A 1,630-nucleotide genomic window follows, 5' to 3' on the forward strand; every position below is an offset into this window, starting at 1 on the left:
ACTGGGTTGCATTGATAATAGTCATGGCTTCGGGCGTGTCGGTTTTTTTTTGCGATTAAATCAGATCACAAACGAAGCCTTTTTTCTATCTATTTCAATTGGTTGTAGCTAAAGATCCTGTACATGAAGCGGTAATAGGGCACGAAAAAATCGCTTGCTCGCTATAAAAACCTGACAAAACTTAACATTTTTCGCATCTGCGTTTAAGTGTACACCACATGGAGCCACCGTTTACGCACCGTTTATGCAATCTGGCACTATGTGTGTGGTTCAAGTAGGCAGCAGATAGGTATTCGGCCTAAGTGGTGATGTGCCGCTGTATCTCCGTGCAATTTCGTGCAACCCGCCCAAGACCAGCTAAAACCAAGCACAACCGAAAACCAGTTGAAATAAGGGTTTATGACCTGTACGATTTGCCTGAAACCGTAGTTTCGGGATTCAAAATCCGCCGTAGCAATACGTGTCGGTTCGAGTCCGACCCCGGGCACCATCAGATTCCATGACAAAAGGCCATCCTCGCGGATGGCCTTTTGTTTTTCCGGGCGGTGCTAAGAGGTGTACCCTCAGACCCTCAGACCCTCAGACCCTCAGACCCTCAGACCCTCAGACCCTCAGCCCCACAGGCTGTCAGGCCATCAACCTCTCGGACTGCCATCCCCTCAGTCGATGTTCTGCGCGATGCGCCACAGCACGCCTGAGGGGTCGTACAGACAGAACTCCTTCATGCGCCACGGCTGGGTGACGAGCTCCGTGACCCTGACGCCATAGCGGGCGGCGACCTGGCTCGCCTCCACTTGGGCCTGCCAGGCGGCCACGTCCTCCACCAGGAGGTGCATCATGAGCTGCTCGGCCAGCCCCGGGGGGTTGCCATCCTGCAGCAGGAAGCTTGCGTTGCCGAGATGAAAATAGGTTCATCGCGGCTTTCCGGGGAAGGCCGCCTTGATTTTCAGAAAAAAGTATTCTGAGTCCCTAAATCCATATGCCATACGCTTTATCACTTTGATCTTGTTGTTCACCCCTTCCAGCACACTCGTGTGCATCGGGTAGTTTGCACTCGCCAGGATCCCCCGCATATATTTCGATAAATTTCGACCAAATCGTTGCAGCGGCGCTAGCCCGCTTTCCTTCACCTGCCGCATCCAGCTCCGCCATCGTCGCCATCCTTCCCACACGCTCGGCGCATACCAGATGCCCTTCAACGCCTCTTTCAGCACGTACACCATCGCCAGCGGTTGATTCGCCGCCAACAGCTCCTGCAACTTCACATCCTGTTTTTCACTCAGCTTCGCCCGATTACGTAGCAGCAACCAACGCGCACTTTTGACCACTTTTCGCGCCGGTTTATCGCTTTTCAGTGCATTCGCCTGCTCCACTCGCACCCGGTCCACCACCTCTCGGCCATAGCGAGCCACCACGTGGAACAGGTCGTAGACCACCTCCGCCTGCGGGCAGTGTTGCTTCACCTCCAGGTCGAACGCCGTGTTCATGTCCATCGCCACCGCCTCAATCTGCTGGCATCGCTCGCCGAGCTGCTCGAAGAAGGGACGGATAGCGGCCCGGCTGTTGCCGTGCCCCACCCACAGGACGCGGGTTCGCTCGGCATCCATGATCACGGTGGCATAGCGGTGTC

1 protein-coding gene, 1 tRNA gene and 1 pseudogene are annotated in these 1,630 nt (G+C 55.3%); 1 reads left to right on the forward strand and 2 read right to left on the reverse strand.

All coding sequences use genetic code 11. The annotated features are described in order from the left end of the window. The first annotated feature begins 415 nt into the window (after nucleotides 1-415). A tRNA-Leu gene (locus tag C3418_RS24480) sits at nucleotides 416-490 on the forward strand. A 169-nt stretch (nucleotides 491-659) separates the two neighbouring features. Here the strand turns inward: C3418_RS24480 and C3418_RS23465 are convergent. Both C3418_RS23465 and C3418_RS23470 read right to left on the reverse strand, forming a co-directional pair. Beyond that, on the reverse strand, nucleotides 660-839 hold the full coding sequence (locus C3418_RS23465) for a hypothetical protein (RefSeq protein WP_181023151.1): 180 nt from the start codon (nucleotides 837-839) through the stop codon (nucleotides 660-662). Nucleotides 840-911: 72 nt separating this feature from the next. After that, nucleotides 912-1,630 (reverse strand): annotated as a pseudogene (locus tag C3418_RS23470) (ISL3-like element ISAeme19 family transposase); the annotation flags it as partial.

The organism is Aeromonas sp. ASNIH8, assembly GCF_002919855.1.
In the GTDB taxonomy this organism is placed as follows: Bacteria; Pseudomonadota; Gammaproteobacteria; order Enterobacterales; family Aeromonadaceae; genus Aeromonas; species Aeromonas caviae.